The organism is Pseudomonas sp. MIS38, assembly GCF_019891575.1.
Classification (GTDB): Bacteria; Pseudomonadota; Gammaproteobacteria; order Pseudomonadales; family Pseudomonadaceae; genus Aquipseudomonas; species Aquipseudomonas putida_A.
On record NZ_JAFLXF010000007.1, the window covers coordinates 59,371 to 74,982 of the forward strand.

Annotated in this window: 13 protein-coding genes; 9 read left to right on the top strand and 4 right to left on the bottom strand. The window is 60.6% G+C overall.

Features of this window, described 5'->3' with window-relative positions; translation table 11 throughout:
- Positions 1–110: 110 nt before the first annotated feature.
- On the bottom strand, positions 111–479 hold the full coding sequence (locus J1G18_RS10400) for a YkgJ family cysteine cluster protein (RefSeq protein WP_098967577.1): 369 nt from the start codon (positions 477–479) through the stop codon (positions 111–113).
- 301 nt (positions 480–780) lie between these two features.
- Here J1G18_RS10400 and J1G18_RS10405 point away from each other — a divergent pair, with 301 nt between their 5' ends.
- The gene (locus tag J1G18_RS10405) at positions 781–2,130 is read left to right on the top strand and encodes a spinster family MFS transporter (RefSeq protein ID WP_027614388.1); all 1,350 of its coding nucleotides are present in this window, start codon (positions 781–783) and stop codon (positions 2,128–2,130) included.
- 162 nt (positions 2,131–2,292) lie between these two features.
- Here J1G18_RS10405 and rapA read toward each other — a convergent pair whose 3' ends face one another.
- Positions 2,293–5,139: an RNA polymerase-associated protein RapA gene (rapA, locus tag J1G18_RS10410; protein ID WP_150370417.1), complete on the bottom strand. Its 2,847-nt coding sequence runs from the start codon at positions 5,137–5,139 to the stop codon at positions 2,293–2,295.
- Positions 5,140–5,391: 252 nt separating this feature from the next.
- Between rapA and J1G18_RS10415 the strand changes: the two genes are divergently transcribed.
- The 3 genes from J1G18_RS10415 (at position 5,392) to ccoM (ending at position 6,269) form a co-directional block, all read left to right on the top strand.
- On the top strand, positions 5,392–5,733 hold the full coding sequence (locus tag J1G18_RS10415) for a hypothetical protein (protein ID WP_003222394.1): 342 nt from the start codon (positions 5,392–5,394) through the stop codon (positions 5,731–5,733).
- Positions 5,734–5,845: 112 nt separating this feature from the next.
- Positions 5,846–6,007: a hypothetical protein gene (locus J1G18_RS10420; protein WP_096797040.1), complete on the top strand. Its 162-nt coding sequence runs from the start codon at positions 5,846–5,848 to the stop codon at positions 6,005–6,007.
- A 148-nt stretch (positions 6,008–6,155) separates the two neighbouring features.
- Positions 6,156–6,269 carry a cytochrome c oxidase subunit CcoM gene (ccoM, locus tag J1G18_RS28225; RefSeq protein ID WP_003222396.1) on the top strand — a complete coding sequence of 38 codons (114 nt, stop codon included), beginning with the start codon at positions 6,156–6,158 and terminating at the stop codon, positions 6,267–6,269.
- Positions 6,270–7,298: 1,029 nt separating this feature from the next.
- On the opposite strand, the gene J1G18_RS10425 is transcribed toward ccoM, so the two are convergent.
- Positions 7,299–8,774: an inorganic phosphate transporter gene (locus tag J1G18_RS10425; protein WP_003222397.1), complete on the bottom strand. Its 1,476-nt coding sequence runs from the start codon at positions 8,772–8,774 to the stop codon at positions 7,299–7,301.
- A gap of 376 nt (positions 8,775–9,150) precedes the next feature.
- Positions 9,151–9,351 carry a hypothetical protein gene (locus J1G18_RS10430; protein ID WP_003222398.1) on the bottom strand — a complete coding sequence of 67 codons (201 nt, stop codon included), beginning with the start codon at positions 9,349–9,351 and terminating at the stop codon, positions 9,151–9,153.
- 653 nt (positions 9,352–10,004) lie between these two features.
- Here J1G18_RS10430 and pcaR point away from each other — a divergent pair.
- The 5 genes from pcaR (at position 10,005) to pcaF (ending at position 15,600) form a co-directional block, all read left to right on the top strand.
- Positions 10,005–10,847 carry a pca regulon transcriptional regulator PcaR gene (pcaR, locus tag J1G18_RS10435; RefSeq protein WP_098967581.1) on the top strand — a complete coding sequence of 281 codons (843 nt, stop codon included), beginning with the start codon at positions 10,005–10,007 and terminating at the stop codon, positions 10,845–10,847.
- Between the two features lie 294 nt (positions 10,848–11,141).
- Positions 11,142–12,488 (top strand): MFS transporter, encoded by a 1,347-nt coding sequence (locus J1G18_RS10440; RefSeq protein ID WP_027614391.1) that lies wholly within the window; start codon positions 11,142–11,144, stop codon positions 12,486–12,488.
- A 273-nt stretch (positions 12,489–12,761) separates the two neighbouring features.
- Positions 12,762–13,619 carry a CoA transferase subunit A gene (locus J1G18_RS10445; RefSeq protein ID WP_003222404.1) on the top strand — a complete coding sequence of 286 codons (858 nt, stop codon included), beginning with the start codon at positions 12,762–12,764 and terminating at the stop codon, positions 13,617–13,619.
- Positions 13,619–14,398 carry a CoA-transferase subunit beta gene (locus tag J1G18_RS10450; protein ID WP_027614392.1) on the top strand — a complete coding sequence of 260 codons (780 nt, stop codon included), beginning with the start codon at positions 13,619–13,621 and terminating at the stop codon, positions 14,396–14,398. Before J1G18_RS10445 ends, J1G18_RS10450 begins: the two co-directional genes overlap by 1 nt.
- Positions 14,395–15,600: a 3-oxoadipyl-CoA thiolase gene (pcaF, locus tag J1G18_RS10455; RefSeq protein ID WP_177408942.1), complete on the top strand. Its 1,206-nt coding sequence runs from the start codon at positions 14,395–14,397 to the stop codon at positions 15,598–15,600. The genes J1G18_RS10450 and pcaF overlap by 4 nt, the downstream gene beginning before the upstream one ends.
- The last annotated feature ends 12 nt before the right edge of the window (positions 15,601–15,612 follow it).

Here is a 15,612-nt window from a genome sequence, read left to right on the forward strand (position 1 = left end):
AACGCAGGCGAATGAGAGGAGTATAGAGGCGGTTTTTGCCATGCAAGCGGTAGTGGCACATTGGCGCCAACCATTTCGGCATGAGCCTTATAGCGATTGGCGCTAAACCATTAGGCGCTTTGGTCGTAAGGGATCTGATTCCATTCCGGTTCGAGCGGCGGCAAGCCGAAGCGGGCGCGCGCCTTGTCGCAATCGACATTCTGTTCGCCGTATTCCCAGGAAGCATCGAATTCGCGGCAGGGACTGGAGCGTTGCTCGTAAATCGAGCACTGCACGTTACTGCCCACTTCACCGATCAACGCCGTACACCGCGGCGATTTGCAGTCGGTGCCGTTCATCGCTACCCGACTGGGACTGATCTGCGTCACCAGTTCATCGGGCACTGTACCGCCGGAGGAGGCGCATTCACCCCAGAAAAAAGACACGCGAAAATGGGAACAGCAGGCACCGCAATTCAGACACGGACTGACTTCGGACATGGGGAGGGTATCAAAGGGGTTGATCGGCGAATCCGGACGGATCCGGCGGCTATTCTAGGCTTCGCCATGAACTTGGGAAGGGGGGCGCGAAAGTATTTTTTTGTAGCCGGGTTTTGCCGCGAAACCCCCGGTTTATGGGGGATTGCAGTGTTATCAAGGGCTTACGTTTCGTTACAGTGCCATGGCCCGTTATCAGGCTGACGAATGATCACAGACAGCCCCGGCAGGCCTGTCTAGATTGCAGGTTCCGGGCTCGGATGCGTCGGCAGTGAAGCCCACATAACAATAAAGAGACGGACCCATGCAGAACTCGACCCAAGCGGCGAATGCCTGGCGCATTCTGTTCCTGTTATTCCTTGCCAACCTGTTCAATTTCTTCGACCGCACCATTCCGGCGATCATCATCGAGCCGATCCGCATGGAATGGCACCTCAGCGATTTTCAACTGGGAATCGTCGGCACCGCGTTCACCCTGGTTTATGCGATCGCCGGCCTGCCGTTGGGACGCATGGCCGATACCGGTTCGCGCAGCAAATTGATGGGCTGGGGCCTGGCGACCTGGAGCGCGCTGACGGCGGTCAACGGGCTGGTCGGCAGTTTCTGGAGTTTTCTGCTGGTGCGCATGGGCATCGGCATTGGCGAGGCCAGTTACGCGCCGGCCGCCAACTCGTTGATCGGTGACCTGTTCCCGGCGCACCGTCGGGCGCGGGCCATGGGTATTTTCATGCTCGGCCTGCCGTTGGGCCTGTTGCTGGCATTCTTCACCATCGGCGCGATGGTCAAGGCCTTCGACAGCTGGCGCGCGCCGTTCTTTATCGCGGCGGTGCCGGGGCTGATCCTCGCGGTGTTCATGTTCTTCATCAAGGAACCCAAACGCGGCGCGGCGGAAACCGTGCAGGTGTCCCAAGAGAGAGTCGACAAGCCTATCCGCCGGGTGCTGGCGGTGCCGACATTCCTGTGGCTGGTGATGGCCGGTTTGTGCTTCAACTTCGCCACCTATGCCTGCAACTCGTTTCTGGTGCCGATGCTGCAGCGCTACTTCCTGATGCCGTTGCAGGAGGCGGCGGTGGCGACCGGCGTGATCGTCGGTGTCACCGGGTTGATCGGTCTGACCCTCGGCGGCTGGATCGCTGACAAGATTCATCAACGAGTCGCCAACGGCCGGCTGCTGTTTGCCGGCTTCAGCCTGATCATCTCGACCCTGTGCACCGCGTGGGCGCTGCACGCCGGACGGGTCGAGATCGGCGTGTTCGTCGCGGTGTTCAGCGTCGGCTGGCTGTTTGCCTATAACTTCTACACCTGCGTGTACACGGCGATTCAGGACGTGGTCGAACCGCGCCTGCGGGCCACGGCGATGGCGCTGTTCTTTGCCGGGCTGTACCTGCTCGGCGGCGGTTTGGGGCCAGTGGTGGTGGGGGCCTTGTCCGATCATTTCGCCAAATCGGCGATGCTCTCGGCGGGGGCCGAGCAGATGACTGAGGCGTTCAAGGCTGTGGGGCTGCATGACGCGATGTACCTGATTCCGGTGGCGCTGTTCTTCACCATGGTGTTTCTGTTTCTGGCGGCGCGGTGTTTTGTGCGCGATGCGCAGCGGATGAAGGAGGGGTTGGTTGCGGTGGTTGAGCCTGATGTTTCTGTGGCGACTGCATAACCGCCTTCGCGAGCAAGCCCGCTCCCACATGGGAACGCATTCCAAATTGTGGGAGCGGGCTTGCTCGCGAAGGGTCCATCAGCATCAGCCGATAAATACCAGACAAACAAAAAGGCCCGCATCGCTGCAGGCCTCTTCATTTATAGCGGCAGAGCAGGGGACTTAACCCGCCACCAACACCCGTATCGCTTCCAGACGCAATGCCGCTTTATCCAGCATCGCCAGACCCAGTTCACGCTGCTTGCGCAACGCATCCAGTTCGCTGTCGCGCACGGTCGGGTTGACTGCTTGCAACGCGGTCAGGCGCGCCAGTTCTTCGTCGGTGTCCGCCGCTAGACGACGACGGGCCTCGGCCACGCGCTCGGCGTGACGCGGGGTGATCTTGTCTTCACCGGCGTTGATCCGTGGCGTCAGCTGATCGCGCTGGGCCTGGATGAACTTGTTGGCGCTGGCGCGTGGCACGCTTTCCAGTTGATCGTTCAAGGTTTCGAACGAGACGCGGGCCGACAGATCGTTGCCGTTGGCGTCGAGCAGGCAGCGCAGGGCGGCCGGTGGCAGGTAGCGGCCCAGTTGCAGCGAGCGCGGTGCAACCACTTCGCTGACGTAGAGCAGTTCCAGCAGCACGGTGCCCGGTTTCAGCGCCTTGTTCTTGATCAGTGCGACGGCGGTGTTGCCCATCGAGCCGGACAGCACCAGATCCATGCCGCCCTGCACCATCGGGTGTTCCCAGGTGATGAACTGCATGTCTTCGCGCGACAGCGCCTGGTTGCGGTCGTAGGTGATGGTCACGCCTTCGTCATCGCCCAGCGGGAAGCTGGCGTCGAGCATCTTCTCGCTCGGCTTGAGGATCAGGGCGTTTTCCGAATGGTCTTCGCTGTCGATGCCGAACGCGTCGAACAGGGTTTCCATATAGATCGGCAGGGCGAACTGATCGTCTTGCTCAAGGATGTCCTCGACCAACTGATCGCCTTCGCCCGAACCGCCGGAGTTCAGCTCCAGCAGACGGTCGCGGCCGGTGTGCAGCTCGGCTTCCAGACGCTCGCGCTCGGTGCGCGCTTCGTCGATCAGCGCCTGCCACTCACCGTCGTCGGCTTCTTCAAGCAGCGGCAGCAGGCGCGGGCCGAACTGATGCTGCAAGGCGTTGCCGGTCGGGCAGGTGTTGAGGAACGCGTTCAGCGCTTCGTGGTACCACTGGAACAGGCGCTCTTGCGGGCTGGTTTCCAGGTACGGCACGTGCAGTTCGATGATGTGCTTCTGGCCGATCCGGTCGAGACGACCGATACGCTGCTCAAGCAGGTCCGGGTGCGACGGCAGATCGAACAGCACCAAGTGATGGGCGAACTGGAAGTTGCGACCTTCACTGCCGATTTCCGAGCAGATCAGCACCTGCGCGCCGAACTCTTCGTCGGCGAAGTAGGCGGCTGCGCGGTCACGCTCAAGGATGTTCATGCCTTCATGGAACACCGTGGCCGGGATGCCGGAACGCACGCGCAGGGCGTCTTCCAGGTCCATCGCGGTTTCGGCGTGGGCGCAGATCACCAGCACTTTGGTGCGCTTGAGCATTTTCAGCTGATCGATCAGCCACTCGACGCGCGGGTCGAATTTCCACCAGCGCTCTTCTTCGCTGGCGTCCGGCTGGGCCTGGAAGCTGACTTCCGGGTACAGCTCGGCGTGATCGCCCAGCGGCAGTTCGAGGTATTCGTCCGGGCATGGCAGCGGGTACGGGTGCAGTTTGCGCTCGGGGAAACCCTGCACCGCGGCGCGGGTGTTACGGAACAGCACGCGGCCGGTGCCGTGGCGGTCGAGCAGCTCGCGCACCAGACGGGCGCTGGCTTCGCTATCGCCATCGTTGACCGCGGTCAGCAAGGCTTCGCCTTCGTTGCCGAGGAAACCGTGGATGGTCTTGTGCGCTTCCGGCGACAGGCGCCCTTTGTCGAGCAGTTCCTGAACGGCTTCGGCCACCGGGCGATAGTTCTCGCTCTCGGCGCGGAACGCGGCCAGGTCATGGAAACGGTTCGGGTCGAGCAGGCGCAGACGGGCGAAGTGGCTGTCCTGACCGAGCTGTTCCGGGGTCGCGGTGAGCAGCAGCACGCCGGGAATCACTTCAGCCAATTGTTCGACCAGCGAGTACTCGGGGCTGGCCTTGTCTTCGTGCCACACCAGGTGGTGGGCTTCGTCGACCACCATCAGATCCCAGCCGGCGGCGAACAAGGCGTCCTGCGCCTTCTCGTCTTCGACCAGCCACTCCAGGGCAACCAATGCCAGCTGGGTGTCTTCGAACGGGTTGGTGGCATCGCTTTCGATAAAGCGTTCTTCGTCGAACAGCGCGACCTGCAGGTTGAAGCGGCGGCGCATTTCCACCAGCCACTGGTGCTGGAGGTTTTCCGGGACCAGGATCAGCACGCGATTGGCGCGGCCCGACAGCAGTTGGCGATGGATCACCAGACCGGCTTCGATGGTTTTACCCAGACCCACTTCGTCCGCCAGCAGAACCCGCGGCGCGATACGGTCGGCGACTTCACGGGCAATGTGCAGCTGGTGCGCGATCGGTTGCGCACGCACGCCGCCCAGGCCCCAGAGCGAAGACTGCAACTGGCGGCTGGTGTGTTCCAGGGTGTTGTAGCGCAGGGAGAACCACGACAGCGGGTCGATCTGCCCGGCGAACAGACGATCGCTGGCCAGACGGAACTGAATGAAGTTCGACAGCTGGGTTTCCGGCAGGGTGACGGCTTCGTTCTGCCCGTTGAGACCGTGATAGACCATCAGCCCGTCGACGTCGTCGACTTCGCGCACGGTCATCTTCCAACCTTCGAAGTGAGTAATGGTGTCACCCGGCGAGAACCGCACGCGGGTGAGGGGCGCATTCCGTAGCGCGTACTGGCGGGTTTCGCCAGTGGCCGGGTAAAGCACGGTCAACAAGCGGCCGTCCTGTGCCAGAACGGTGCCTAAACCAAGCTCTGCTTCGCTGTCACTGATCCAGCGTTGCCCCGGTTGATACTGCTGCGCCATGCTGCCTGACTCCCACCTTGAAAAAGCGGGCTATCTTAACGGAATGCAGGCTTCAGGGCCAAAGATTACTGGGCAGAAGCTGCCGCAGGCTTCGATCTTTTGATCTACGGAAACACCTGAGTTCTACGTTGTCCCATGAAAAGATCGCAGCCTTCGGCAGCTCCTACAGTGCCAACCCGGTCACAAGTTTGCGACCAGTGGCTCAAGGCGCCTTTGCCGCAGCCGATAGCCTGCTGACAGGAGACCCTTTATATGCTGCCACCGATGCTCCCCCTGAGCGCTGTGCCGATCACTTCCCAGCAGGATCCGATTCGCCAGCGGCCGGACATTCCTCCGGTGGTGCCGGTGCAGGAAAGCTCCAACGAAAGCACGATCGACCTGCAAAAACGCGACCCGGAAGAGGATCGACTGCTGGCGCGCGAGGAACAGCGCCGTCAGCAGGAACGTGATCGTCGCCGTCGCGAAGCCGACGAAGACCCGGAAGAGCATCTGGCCGTGCCGGGCACCGAGCTGAATGCCGACAACACCGTGCCCGTGGTGCCGCTGATGGAAGATCAGCCGCGTCAGGGCTTGTGGGTCGATATCGAGATCTGAGTCTGCTTATTTACATCAATTGTTGTCGAGCGCTGGCGTCAGGCTGCATGATTGGCGCAGTCCTGCCTCTGATGCGGCAGTTGTGTTTTCTTCAAGTGATGCGCTGAACGTCATGAGCCAAGATGAAAAACTGATCGACCTCGGCACCGAGCGCGCCAAGCGTGTGCATGATCTCAACGAAAAGCGGCTGAACGAAGTGCGCAAGGCCTTCGAGCAAGCCATGCCGTTGGGAAAAGCCCAGAAAAAACCGAAAAAGAAACCGAAAAAGCGTTGATCTTCCCCTGCATCCTTTGATGCAGGTCAGTTATTTTCCCGCCTTTGCCTTCTGTGTTGACCGGACTTGATCCTGGTCAATTTCTGCGCCTGCGCGATTGGTTAACTTAGCTCCATCGCAGCAAAGCAGGGGCCAGGAGGCCACAGTCATGTTTTTCGATAACGTGGTGTTTGCCGGGGTTCTGACCGTGGGGCTCATGGTTCTTTTTTTTGCAGGGTTTGGATTTTTTATCTGGAAGGATGCGAATAAGCGCAAGAAGTAGGTCTTTCCGGGTTTGATGAGCACGCAAGGCATTTTGGGCAACTTCGGTTGCCCTTTTTTTTTGTGTTTTTGGCGGCCGCTGGGCCGACCATGTTCTTGGGGTTTTGGGTGTATATCCGTTGCTGCGGGTGTTGCTTATTACGGTTCCGCCCTTACGGCGGGTCACCTTTTCCAAACGCCGAAAAGGTAACCCAAAAGGCTTTACCCTGACGTTCGGCCCTCGCTTAGGCTCGGGTTCCTTCGCTGCGGGATTCATCCGGGGGGCAGCGCCTACGGTTTGCTTCGCTGCACCTCCTCTCGCTGTGTTTGGCTGCGCCAAACGGTCGCTGCGCTCCCACCCCCGGACAAATCCCTCCACTCAGCCTGCCGACGGGCCCTCAGATCAAAAGCTTTACTCGAGCTAACGCTCATCGTGTTGAGTGGTGGAAAAGCGTGCGCTCGGCTTTTGCTTTTTTGTAGGAGCCAGCCTGCTGGCGATGGCGGCCTACGAGCCGACCGATCTCCAACTGAATACACCCACTCCAACTGTGGGAGCGGGCTTGCTCGCGAAGGCGTCCTGTCAGCCAACCAATCTCCAACTGAAAATACCCAATCTCAAGTAGGAGCTGCCGAAGGCTGCGATCTTTTGATCTGCTTTGGCTTTGGCTTTGGCTTTGGCTTTGGCTTTGGCTCTTGATGTGGCTTTTGATCTTCAGCCCCTTCGGCAGGCCGAGCGAAGGTGTCCATCAGGGGGTTAGGCGCGCAGCGCCATGCGGCGAAGCCGCATACATCGAGAGGAGGTGCAGCGAAGCAAACCGGAGGCGATGCCCCCTGATGGACACCGTAGCGAGGGAACACTGAGCCTAAGCGAAGTGCCGTACGCCGGGGGAAGCCTTTTTGGTTACTTTTTCGGCGTTTGGAAAAAGTGACCCGCCGTAAGGGCGGAACCATAGGAGGCCGTTACCGCAGCAACGGATATGCTCACAAAACCAAACCCAAAAAAAAAGGCGCGATCCTCAAGAATCGCGCCTTTCTCATGTGCTGCGGTCTATCAGCTACCCAACGCTTTGGACGCCAACCAGAACAACCCAGCCGACAACGCCACAGTCGCTGGCAAGGTCAGCACCCACGCCAGCAGGATAGTGCGAACAGTCCCACCCTGCAGGCCGCTCTTGTTGGCGACCATGGTACCGGCCACGCCCGAGGACAGAACGTGAGTGGTGGACACTGGCAGACTGAAAATGTTGGCCATACCGATCAAACTGGCGGTAGTGATCTGCGCCGACATGCCTTGAGAGTAGGTCATGCCCTGCTTGCCGATCTTCTCGCCGATGGTCAGTACCACGCGTTTCCAGCCGACCATGGTACCCAGGCCGAGGGCCAGGGCGACCGCGAGAATCACCCAGAACGGGGCGTATTCGGTGGTGGTGGTCAGGTCTTTGCGCAGTTTGTCCAGGTCAGCCTTCTCACGCGCTTCGAGGCCTGGCAGCTTGCCGACTTTCTTCGCGGTGTCGTCCAGGCACAGCAAGTAGCGACGGACTTCGATGCGGCTTTCCGAGGACAGCGAATGGTAATCCGCTACACCTTTAAGGGTGCCAAGCAGGGCGTTGATGGTCGGTTCGGTCTGCTGCGGGTTGCAGCGGAATTTCTCCGGCAGATCGCCTTCAACACTTTTGCCCAGGGCCAGGAATTCGCCCAGAGAATCGGCATTGCGCTTGTAGAACTGGCTCAGGTGCAGGGTCGCGTCGCGGGTGCGCTCGATCTGGTAGGTGGTGCTGCTCAGGTCGAGGACGAACTGCGCAGGCACGATACCGATCAATACCAGCATGATCAGGCCGATGCCTTTCTGGCCATCGTTGGAACCGTGCACGAAGCTCACGGCCATGGCCGAGATTACCAGGACCAGGCGGTTCCAGAACGGCGGGTGCTTTTTGTCGTCGATCTTGCGGCGCTGTTCCGGGGTCTTGTGCATCTTCGACAGCGGACGCCACCACTTCAGGCCGATCAGGATCAGCGCGGCGATCAGGAAGCCAGCCATTGGCGAAAACACCAGCGAGGCGCCGATGTCGATCGCTTTCTGCCAGTTCACGCCGTCGGCCAACGGGATGTTGTTGATCAGGGCGTTGGCCAGGCCGACACCGAGGATCGAGCCGATCAGGGTGTGGGAACTGGAGGCCGGGATACCGAAGTACCAGGTGCCCAGGTTCCAGGTGATCGCCGCGGCGAGCAACGAGAACACCATCGCCAGGCCATGGCCGGTATTCACATTGATCAGCAGTTCTACCGGCAGCAGGTGAACAATGGCATACGCCACGCCAACGCCGCCCAGCAACACGCCGAGGAAGTTGAACACACCGGAGAAGAACACCGCCAGGTGAGGCGGCATGGCTTTGGTGTAGATAACAGTGGCTACCGCGTTAGCGGTGTCATGAAATCCATTGATGAACTCGAAGGCGAGGACAAACGTCAGGGCGAGCAAGAGGCTCACAAGCACCCAAGCATCCAGTCCGCTGAATAAATCGATCATGAAGGTTTTCTGACCCGGTCATAAGGGGGCGCGATTATGCCAGAAAAGACTGGAAATCGATCCCCTACCTGCTCATCGGTAGCAATCAATGTCGAATTAAATTGTTGCAAGGTGCAATGCCCGAGCATGTTGCAGGGTTTTTCAAGTGTTTGATTAGCTTGAAAAAACCTTCGGGCAGCAGGCATTTCGTCGAGCGCGCGCGAGCCTCAAACGTTTGTGTGAAATATCTCTGAAACGAGTCAGACACGCTCCTTTCCCGTGCAGGCCGGGGGAGGTGGGCCGCTACCCGCGGATAGCGGGCGCGCAAGGCATGGTCGGGTCACCGTGCTTTTAGCCGGTGGCGACGCAGACCCTCGAAAATCTCAGGATCGCCCGTTCAGGGCTCTTCGGTTTTGAGTTCTTCTTCCATCTTTTTCAGTTCTTGCTGGAAAACCTGATCCTGAACGGTGGGGCGTTTACGCCATGCCTTGCGTTCCGGTTCGGGTTGGGCGGCGTAGGTGGTGACTTCCCCGCCGTAAACTTCCTTGTAACGTTGTTCCTGGCGCTCAAGTTCCGCGCGCAGTTCGTCTTTCGTCACAGTGCTACCTGTTTGAGTTGAGATAAATGTCTGGTGAAACGCACGGCAACGAGTCGATTGAACACGTCCACCAAAGGGCCATGCCGGTTCAGGCATTGGCGTTATCGGCAGGGCGATCAAGACTTCCATGTTGCAGGCGGCTACGGCACCAGATTAAAACTGACGCAGCATCAGTTTCCTGTTTCAGCAAGCGCGCTGGCGGTGCATGAATAATGAGCGTCAGGCGCTGGCCGGGCTGACGGCAATAGGCATCGGGTCAGCGGGCGGCACCCTCGGCCAGTGAAAACGTGGCGCCACTGAGGTGCATTATAGCGGTCGATTCGGGAATGACTATCTTTGCCAAGTTAAAAACGGTTCGGGATGTGTGATCGTTTTGTTACTGACAAGTTTTATCGCTAGTTGAAATTCGCCGAAACCTTTTAAGGACTCGCGTTCAGTTTCTGGCGCCATTAAGTCGATCAACTAATGAGGCATGCGAAGTTGGATGAACAGGCAGGTGAATGAATGAAGAAGCCAAGAAGGACAGAGGCTGATGGATTGCGATAATCGGTCGGCGGTTCGATAATCGCCCGATGTTGGCGACTCGACTCTTGTACATCCGTCGGCGAGCCGCTTGTATAGCCATTGATCCGTGCCGGAAACAAGGACAAGAAATGAACGATCAAATGCGCAACTCCTTCAGCTCCGTGGCGCCGCCGATCGTCGCTTCGCCGGCCAAACGCATCCAGGCGCTGACCGGCGATCCGGATTTCATGACCTCGCTGGCCCGTGGCCTGGCGGTGGTGCAGGCGTTTCAGGAGCGCAAGCGGCACCTGACCATCGCCCAGATCAGCCATCGCACAGAAATTCCCCGCGCTGCTGTGCGCCGTTGCCTGCACACTCTGATCAAACTGGGTTACGCCACCACCGATGGCCGCACGTACTCGTTGTTGCCCAAAGTGCTGACCCTCGGCCACGCGTATCTGTCGTCGACGCCGCTGGCGGTGTCGGCCCAGCCGTACCTCGACCGCATGAGCGAGCAACTGCACGAAGCCTGCAACATGGCCACGCTCGAAGGTGACGACATTTTGTACATCGCCCGCTCGGCGACCACGCAACGGCTGATCTCGGTGGACCTGTCGGTGGGCGGGCGTCTGCCGGCCTATTGCACATCGATGGGCCGTATCCTGCTGGCGGCGCTGGACGACACCTCGCTGCGCGAATACCTCGACCATGCCGAACTGGTGGCCAAGACCAGCCGCACGCTGCACACCCCCGAAAGTCTGCTCGAATGCCTGCAGGAAGTACGGCAGCAGGGATGGTGCATCGTCGATCAGGAACTCGAACAAGGCCTGCGTTCGATTGCCGTGCCGGTTTACGACGCGTCGGGCCAGGTGGTGGCGGCGCTTAATGTCAGCACCCACGCCGGCCGCGTCAGCCGTACCGAACTGGAACAACGCTTCCTGCCGGGCCTGCTCAGTGCCAGCCGCGACCTCAGCGCGCAGTTGTTCGCCTGATGAAGCTGTTCGATAAACGCACAGTGTTGCGTTTATCGAATTGACGCTAAAAGCCCCGGATCATTAATGTCGCGGCAGCGTCATCCGGCGCAGATTTGAATGAGCCTGCCGGATTGTCGACTCCCATAATAATGACAAGAGGCAACTCACCATGCGCATGCTCCCCGACTGTCTCAGCTCCATTCCCTGTTGCCGGATTCACCTCAACGCCTGATTTCGATCTTCTATTCTTGTGACCGTGCCGCTCTTCGGCCGGCCGCCGTTCGACTGCGTTTTTTGCGTGGAATAAAAATAATGAACCAGCCTCAGTCCGCTGTAGGTAACTGCCTCGACGTGCAGACCTTCATCAATGCCCAACCGATCTCGCGCTATCAGTGGCGGGTGGTGATCCTGTGTTTCCTGATTGTATTTCTCGATGGTCTCGACACCGCGGCGATGGGTTTTATCGCGCCTGCACTGTCCCAGGACTGGGGCATCGACCGCGCCAGCCTTGGCCCGGTAATGAGCGCCGCGTTGATCGGCATGGTCTTCGGCGCACTGGGTTCCGGCCCGCTGGCTGACCGCTTCGGACGCAAAGTGGTGCTGGTTGGCGCGGTGCTGCTGTTCGGCGCTTTCAGCCTGGCCTCGGCCTACAGCACCAACGTCGAGCAACTGCTGGTGTTGCGCTTCCTCACCGGCCTCGGTCTGGGCGCCGGCATGCCCAACGCCACCACGCTGCTCTCGGAATACACCCCGGAGCGCAAGAAATCCTTGCTGGTGACCAGCATGTTCTGCGGCTTCAACCTCGGCATGGCCGGTGGCGGATTCATTTCGGCGAAGCTGATCCCGGCGTTCGGCTGGCACAGCCTGCTGCTGATCGGCGGGATCCTGCCGCTGATCCTCGCGGTGGTGCTGCTGTTCTGGCTGCCGGAGTCGGCGCGTTTTCTGGTGGTGCGCAATCGCGGCACCGACAAAGTACGCAAGACCTTGTCGCCGATCGATCCGGTCACCGTCGCGCAGGCCTCGAGTTTCAGCGTGCCGGAACAGAAAACCGTCAAGGCGCGCAACGTGTTCGCGGTGATTTTCTCCGGCACCTACAGCGTCGGTACCTTGCTGCTGTGGCTGACCTACTTCATGGGCCTGGTCATCGTTTATCTGCTGACCAGTTGGCTGCCGACCCTGATGCGTGACAGCGGCGCGAGCATGGAGCAGGCGGCGTTCATTGGCGCGTTGTTCCAGTTTGGCGGGGTGTTGAGTGCGGTCGCTGTGGGTTGGGCGATGGACCGCTTCAATCCGCACAAGGTCATCGGCACGTTCTACCTGCTGGCCGGGGTGTTTGCCTACGCGGTGGGGCAGAGCCTGGGCAACATCACGCTGCTCGCGACCTTGGTGTTGGTGGCGGGTATGTGCGTCAACGGCGCGCAATCGGCGATGCCTTCATTGGCGGCACGGTTTTATCCGACCCAGGGGCGCGCGACCGGGGTCTCGTGGATGCTCGGGATTGGCCGCTTTGGCGCGATTCTCGGGGCGTGGATGGGCGCGACGTTGCTGGGGTTGGGCTGGAATTTCGAGCAGGTGCTGACGGCGCTGGTGATTCCGGCGGCGTTGGCGACGACGGCGGTGGTGATCAAAGGCATGGTCAGTCATGCGGATGCGACCTGAGTCGAGTCATTTTGATTTGCGTTGAATGTTCCGACGCCTTCGCGAGCAAGCCCGCTCCCACAGGGAAAACACATTTCAAATGTGGGAGCGGGCTTGCTCGCGAAGCTTTTGCTTGTGATTGATAGGGTGATAACAATCCGTTCGATAAACGAACACTCAGTCGATTATCGGATTGTTTGGCGATTTTCAGCGGCTTAATCTGCAGTGACTCCGGCGCTGAACCTCGCGCCTTTTTCTCACTGGCGATTCACTACAAAAACGGGAGCCTGCTCCATGGCTGAGATCCTTTCGCTGCACGACGCGGTGAAGCAATTCGTCAACGACGGCGACACCGTCGCGCTCGAAGGCTTCACTCACCTGATCCCTACGGCGGCAGGTCATGAAATCATTCGGCAGGGCAAGAAAGATCTGACCCTGGTGCGGATGACGCCTGACCTGATCTACGACCAACTGATCGGCGCCGGTTGTGCACGCAAGCTAATCTTTTCCTGGGGCGGCAATCCGGGTGTGGGTTCGCTGCACCGTCTGCGCGATGCGGTCGAGAAGCAGTGGCCGCATGCCCTGGAAATCGAAGAGCACAGCCACGCCGACCTGGCCAACGCCTACGTCGCCGGCGCTTCCGGCCTACCGTTCGCCGTGCTGCGGGCCTACGCCGGTTCCGACCTGCCGAAGGTCAACCCGCTGATCAAGTCCGTGACCTGCCCGTTCACCGGTGAAGTGCTGGCGGCCGTGCCGTCGGTGCGTCCAGACGTCACCGTGATCCACGCGCAGAAAGCCGACCGTCAGGGCAACGTGCTGCTGTGGGGCATTCTCGGGGTGCAGAAAGAAGCGGCACTGGCGGCCAAGCGCTGCATCGTCACCGTCGAGGAAATCGTCGACAACCTCAACGCCCCGATGAACGCTTGCGTGCTGCCGACCTGGGCCTTGAGCGCGGTTTGCCACGTACCCGGCGGCGCGCATCCGTCCTACGCCCACGGTTACACCGAGCGTGACAATCGCTTCTATCAGGCGTGGGATCCGATCGCCCGCGACCGTGAGACGTTTACCGCGTGGATCAACGAATACATCCATGGCTGCGCTGACTTCAGCGAGTTCCAGGCCAAGTTGGCCGCTGCTTCGGAGGCCAAGTAATGACTTACACCACCAATGAAATGATGACCGTCGCTGCGGCCCGTCGCCTGAAGAACGGCTCGGTGTGCTTCGTCGGCATCGGCCTGCCGTCGAAAGCCGCCAACCTTGCGCGCCTGACTTCGTCGCCGGACGTGGTGCTGATCTACGAATCGGGTCCGATTGGCGCCAAGCCGAGCGTGCTGCCGCTGTCGATCGGTGATGGTGAACTGGCGGAAACCGCCGACACCGTCGTGCCGACCGGTGAGATTTTTCGCTACTGGCTGCAAGGCGGGCGCATCGACGTCGGTTTTCTCGGCGCGGCGCAGGTCGACCGTTTCGGCAACATCAACACCACTGTGGTCGGCGACTATCACGCGCCGAAAGTGCGCCTGCCGGGTGCCGGTGGCGCGCCGGAAATCGCCGGTTCGGCGAAAAGCGTGTTGATCATCCTCAAACAGTCGGCGCGTTCGTTTGTCGACAAGCTCGACTTCATTACCTCGGTCGGTCACGGCGAGGGCGGCGATTCGCGCAAGCGTCTGGGCCTGCCGGGTGCCGGCCCGGTCGGGATCATTACCGACCTGTGCATCATGGAACCGGAGCAGGGCACCCACGAATTCGTGGTCACCGCCCTGCACCCAGGGGTGACCCGCGAGCAAGTGGTCGCCGCCACCGGTTGGGCCATTCGTTTTGCCGACAACGTTGAAACCACGGCGGCACCGACCGAAGTCGAACTCACTGCACTGCGCGATCTCGAAGCGCGCACCGCCGCCGCCCACGGCCAGGCACCGGGAGAAGCATGATGCGTGACGTATATATCTGCGACGCGATTCGTACCCCCATCGGCCGTTTTGGCGGCGGTTTGTCTGCCGTGCGTGCCGATGACCTGGCCGCTGTGCCGATCAAAGCGCTGATGGAACGCAATCCCTCGGTGGACTGGAACGCGATCGACGAAGTGTTCCTCGGCTGCGCCAACCAGGCTGGTGAAGACAACCGCAACGTGGCGCGCATGGCGCTGCTGCTGGCGGGTCTGCCGGACAGCGTGCCGGGCGTGACCCTCAACCGTCTCTGCGCTTCGGGCATGGACGCGATCGGCACTGCTTTCCGTGCGATTGCCAGCGGCGAGATGGAGCTGGCGATTGCCGGCGGCGTCGAGTCGATGTCCCGCGCGCCGTTCGTGATGGGCAAGGCGGACGCAGCGTTCTCGCGCAACATGAAACTGGAAGACACCACCATCGGCTGGCGTTTCATCAACCCGCTGATGAAAGCCCAGTACGGCGTCGACGCGATGCCGCAGACCGCCGACAACGTCGCTGACGACTATAAGGTTTCGCGTGCCGATCAGGACGCTTTCGCCCTGCGCAGTCAGCAACGCACGGCCGCTGCACAAGCGGCGGGCTACTTCGCCGAGGAAATCGTCGAAGTGCGGATCGCCCACAAGAAGGGCGAAACCGTGGTCAGCCAGGACGAGCATCCACGCGCCGACACCACGCTTGAAGCGCTGACCAAACTCAAACCGGTCAACGGCCCGGACAAGACTGTCACCGCCGGCAACGCGTCGGGGGTCAACGACGGCGCCGCCGCGCTGATTCTCGCGTCGGCGGAAGCGGTGAAAAAACACGGCCTGACAGCACGGGCCAAAGTGCTGGGTATGGCCAGCGCCGGTGTTGCACCTAGGGTGATGGGCATCGGCCCGGTGCCGGCGGTGCGCAAACTGATCGAGCGTCTCGGCGTGGCGGTCAGCGATTTCGATGTGATCGAACTCAACGAAGCCTTCGCCAGCCAAGGCCTGGCAGTGCTGCGTGAATTGGGTCTGGCCGACGATGCGCCGCAGGTCAACCCGAACGGTGGTGCGATTGCCTTGGGCCACCCGTTGGGCATGAGCGGGGCGCGACTGGTGCTGACGGCGCTGCATCAGCTGGAAAAGACCGGCGGCAAGAAAGGTCTGGCGACCATGTGCGTCGGCGTCGGGCAGGGTCTGGCCCTGGCCATCGAACGCGTCTGACGCAGCGCGTCG

What these genes read in the sequence shown, in the direction of transcription:
- J1G18_RS10450 (WP_027614392.1), top strand. Translation starts at nt 13,619, where the DNA reads ATGACTTACACCACCAATGAAATGATGACCGTCGCTGCGGCCCGTCGC.
- J1G18_RS10445 (WP_003222404.1), top strand. Translation starts at nt 12,762, where the DNA reads ATGGCTGAGATCCTTTCGCTGCACGACGCGGTGAAGCAATTCGTCAAC.
- J1G18_RS10415 (WP_003222394.1), top strand. Translation starts at nt 5,392, where the DNA reads ATGCTGCCACCGATGCTCCCCCTGAGCGCTGTGCCGATCACTTCCCAG.
- J1G18_RS10425 (WP_003222397.1), bottom strand. Translation starts at nt 8,774, where the DNA reads ATGATCGATTTATTCAGCGGACTGGATGCTTGGGTGCTTGTGAGCCTC.
- J1G18_RS10440 (WP_027614391.1), top strand. Translation starts at nt 11,142, where the DNA reads ATGAACCAGCCTCAGTCCGCTGTAGGTAACTGCCTCGACGTGCAGACC.
- pcaF (WP_177408942.1), top strand. Translation starts at nt 14,395, where the DNA reads ATGATGCGTGACGTATATATCTGCGACGCGATTCGTACCCCCATCGGC.
- J1G18_RS10400 (WP_098967577.1), bottom strand. Translation starts at nt 479, where the DNA reads ATGTCCGAAGTCAGTCCGTGTCTGAATTGCGGTGCCTGCTGTTCCCAT.
- ccoM (WP_003222396.1), top strand. Translation starts at nt 6,156, where the DNA reads ATGTTTTTCGATAACGTGGTGTTTGCCGGGGTTCTGACCGTGGGGCTC.
- J1G18_RS10405 (WP_027614388.1), top strand. Translation starts at nt 781, where the DNA reads ATGCAGAACTCGACCCAAGCGGCGAATGCCTGGCGCATTCTGTTCCTG.
- J1G18_RS10420 (WP_096797040.1), top strand. Translation starts at nt 5,846, where the DNA reads ATGAGCCAAGATGAAAAACTGATCGACCTCGGCACCGAGCGCGCCAAG.
- rapA (WP_150370417.1), bottom strand. Translation starts at nt 5,139, where the DNA reads ATGGCGCAGCAGTATCAACCGGGGCAACGCTGGATCAGTGACAGCGAA.
- pcaR (WP_098967581.1), top strand. Translation starts at nt 10,005, where the DNA reads ATGAACGATCAAATGCGCAACTCCTTCAGCTCCGTGGCGCCGCCGATC.